This window comes from Actinomyces sp. Z5 (assembly GCF_003287795.1).
Lineage (GTDB): Bacteria > Actinomycetota > Actinomycetes > Actinomycetales > Actinomycetaceae > Actinomyces > Actinomyces glycerinitolerans.
The window spans coordinates 33,097-36,770 of the sequence record NZ_QMIN01000052.1 but is presented as its reverse complement, the minus strand read 5'-3'; the positions used below and the strand labels follow the sequence as shown (position 1 = coordinate 36,770).

Below are 3,674 nucleotides of genomic sequence, written 5' to 3'. Positions count from 1 at the left end.
CGAACAGCAACGTCTGTGCCTGTTCGTACAGGTTCAGCGCTTCGTCCGCGTCCGTGGTCTGCGCCGCCTGGTTCAGCAGATCATCGAACTCCGAGTTGGAGTAGTGGGCATCGTTGGAACCGGCTCCTGTCTGAAAAACGGCGCCAAGGAAGTTGGACATGGACGGGTAGTCGGCCTGCCAACCGGTGCGGAAGCCAGACGTGATGGTGCGGGCATTGATGTCGTCGCGCAACTCCCGGAAGGTGGGGTAGGAATTGCCGGAGGCCTCGATGCCGAGGGTGTTCTTAATAGAGTTGCACACCGCGTCCACCCAGGTCTTGTGCGGGCCGTCGGCATTGTAGGCGATCGTGAATTCGCCATCGAAGGGGCTGATGGCGTCTGCGGCCGCCCATGCCTCCTTCGCCGCGTCGGGATCGTAGGCGACCACCTCGTTGCCCTCGACGTCCGCGGTCCAGCCCTCGATCACCGGCGAGGTGAAGTCGGAGGCCGGTGTGCGGGTCTCGTTGTAGATGGTGTCGCAGATCTCCTGTCGGTTGATGGCCAGCGACAGGGCCTTGCGGCGCAGACGTCCCTCCTCGTCCATCTTGAAGTGCTCGGAGTCGACGTCGATGGAGAAGCACTGGACGACGGCGCCGGGCTGGTTGACCGCCCGGTCGCCCAGGTCGTCCTTGAAGGTGGCCAGGGCGGAGTCCGGAATGGCGTCCAGGACGTCGACGGCATCGGACTGCAGATCCGCGTAGGCAGCGTCATAGTCGGTGTAGAACACGAAGGTGACGCCGTCGTTGACGGCCTTGCGCGGGCCGGTGTAGTCGGGGTTGGCAACCAGCTCGGCCCGATCGTTGTGGGTCCAGCTGGACAGCGTGTAGGGGCCGTTACCCACCGGGTTCTGTCCGAAGGCGTCGATGTCGTCGTAGGCGGACTCCGGCAGCGGGTAGAAGGCGGAGTAGCCCAGGCGCAGTGGGAAGTCCGACTGCGGCTCGGTCAGAGTAATGGTGAACTCGGTGTCGGAGACCTTCTTCAGGCCCGTCAGCTCCGAGTCCTTCTCCTCCGAGAACCCCTCAATGGGCTCGTAGAAGTAGTTGGACAGGTGCGCGTTGGAGGCCTTTGCGCCGTAGTTCCACGCATTGATGAAGGAGTCGGCGGTGACGGGTGTGCCGTCGGAGAAGGTCCAGCCCTCGTTGAGAGTGACGGTGAAGGTCTGGTTGTCTTCGGTGGTGACGTCCTTGGCGACTTCGTTGACGATGCCGCCGTCGGCGTCGTAGCTGTACAGGCCGGCGAAGAGCAGGTCGACGATGCGTCCGCCGCCCACCTCATTGGTGTTGGAGGGGATGAGCGGGTTCTGCGGCTCGGTGCCGTAGGCGAGCACGGGATTGCCTGCGGTCGAGTCGTCGGAGGCGTTGTTGGAACCGCATGCTGCCAGGGACAACAGCACGGCCGTTGAGGCTGCTCCGATGCCGAAGGCACGGCGGGAGATGACAGTAGCGGTGTTCATGGTCCTCTATGTGGTTGTTCTAGTCGAATGAATGTGCGAACGCATGTGCGGCGCAGTGACGCCCACTGACGTCGATGCTGCGCACCGACGGCTGAGACTATTCACATGCGCCTGAGAATACACACATTGACGCGATAACAAATCGGGTCGTCAGTCGCCCGCCTCCGGTACGGCGTCGACGCCGGCCTCCTTGCGCTGCTCGGGTGTGATCGGCGCGGGCGCATCCGTGAGCGGGTCGTAGCCGCCGCCGGACTTCGGGAAGGCGATCACGTCGCGGATGGAGTCCGCGTGGGTCAGCAGGGACACGATGCGGTCCCAGCCGAAGGCGATGCCGCCGTGCGGCGGGGCGCCGAACTTGAAGGCATCCAGCAGGAAGCCGAACTTCTCCTGCGCCTCCTCCGGCCCGATCCCCATGACCTTGAAGACGCGCTCCTGCACGTCACGGCGGTGGATACGGATGGAGCCACCACCGATCTCGTTGCCGTTGCACACGATGTCGTAGGCGTATGCGAGCGCCGAACCGGGGTCGGTGTCGAAGGTGTCCAGGCACTCCGGCTTGGGCGAGGTGAACGCGTGGTGAACCGCCGTCCAGGCGGACTTGCCCAGGGCCACATCGCCTTCGGCCTTGGCCTCGGCCGACGGCTTGAACAGGGGCGCGTCCACCACCCACACGAAGGACCAGGCGTTGTCGTCGATCAGGCCGCAGCGCTGGCCGATTTCCAGGCGGGCGGCGCCGAGCAGGGCCCGGGAGGCATCCACGGTGCCGGCGGCGAAGAAGATGCAGTCGCCCGGCTTGGCCCCGGCGGCCTGCGCGAGGCCGGCGCGCTCGGCGTCGGTGATGTTCTTGGCGACCGGCCCGCCGAGAGTGCCGTCCTCGGCGACCGTCACGTAGGCCAGGCCGCGGGCTCCGCGCTGGCGGGCCCACTCCTGCCAGGCGTCGAAGGTGCGACGGGATTGCGAGGCCCCACCAGGCATGACCACGGCGCCGACATAGGGGTTCTGGAAGACCCGGAAGGTGGTGTCCTTGAAGAACTCGGTCAGGTCCACCAGCTCGAGTCCGAAGCGCAGGTCCGGCTTGTCGGTGCCGTAGCGCTCCATGGCGTCGCGATAGGTCATGCGCGGAATCGGGGTGGGCAGTTCGTAGTCGATCAGCGCCCATACTTCCTTCAGGACGTCCTCGGCTACGGCGATGACGTCCTCCTGGTCGACGAAGCTCATCTCGACGTCCAGCTGGGTGAACTCCGGCTGGCGGTCGGCGCGGAAGTCCTCGTCGCGGTAACAGCGGGCGATCTGGTAGTAGCGCTCCATGCCGGCCACCATGAGCAGCTGCTTGAACAGCTGGGGGCTTTGCGGCAGGGCGTACCAGGACCCCGGTGCGAGGCGCGCGGGCACCAGGAAGTCACGGGCGCCCTCCGGGGTAGAGCGGGTCAGCGTGGGTGTCTCGATCTCCACGAAGTTGTGGCCGTCCAGTACGCGCCGGGCGGCCTGAGACACCTTGGCGCGCAGCCGCATGGCGTGCTGCATCGGGGTGCGGCGCAGATCGAGGTAGCGGTACTTCAGGCGGGTCTCCTCCCCCACCTGACCGGAATCCTCGGCATGGTCGGAGACCTGGAAGGGCAGCGCCGCCGCGGGATTGAGGATCTCGACGTCGGAGACGACAACCTCGATCTCCCCGGTGGGCAGGTTGGGGTTGGCATTGCCGTCGGGGCGTGCGGAGACCTCACCGGTCACCTGGAGCACGTACTCGGCGCGCAGGTCGTGGGCGACCTCCTCACGGATGACGACCTGGGCGATGCCGGAGGCATCACGCAGATCAATGAAGGCGACACCGCCGTGGTCACGGCGGCGATCCACCCATCCGGCGAGGGTGACGACTTCTCCGATGTCGGCTGCGCGCAGAGTCCCTGCATCACGGGTTCGCATCACGGTGCTGTTTTCCTTCCGTTGGGGACGCTGAGCCGGCGTCCGGCGGGGCGCACCGCGAGACGGGCGGGCGCCGGCGGCGATACTACGCCGGGCGCCCGGCGCATTCAGCGCCTGGCCGCGTATTCGAGCTCGCGCTCGTAGGCGCGCAGGCGACGGCGCTCGATCAGCATGATCACGCTCAATACCAGCAGCACCGCCGCCAGCGCGAGCAGCACTGTGGTTACCACCGGCAGTGAGACCGAGGCCCAGCCGGTCC

The 3,674-nt window shown here is 66.4% G+C and carries 2 protein-coding genes; both read right to left on the bottom strand.

The window, feature by feature from the left end:
• On the bottom strand, positions 1-1,492 hold a 1,492-nt coding region (locus DRB06_RS07120), incomplete at its 3' end, for an ABC transporter substrate-binding protein (protein WP_146750830.1).
• Positions 1,493-1,642: 150 nt separating this feature from the next.
• Positions 1,643-3,418 (bottom strand): aspartate--tRNA ligase, encoded by a 1,776-nt coding sequence (gene aspS, locus DRB06_RS07115; RefSeq protein ID WP_111819512.1) that lies wholly within the window; start codon positions 3,416-3,418, stop codon positions 1,643-1,645.
• Positions 3,419-3,674 lie beyond the last annotated feature (256 nt).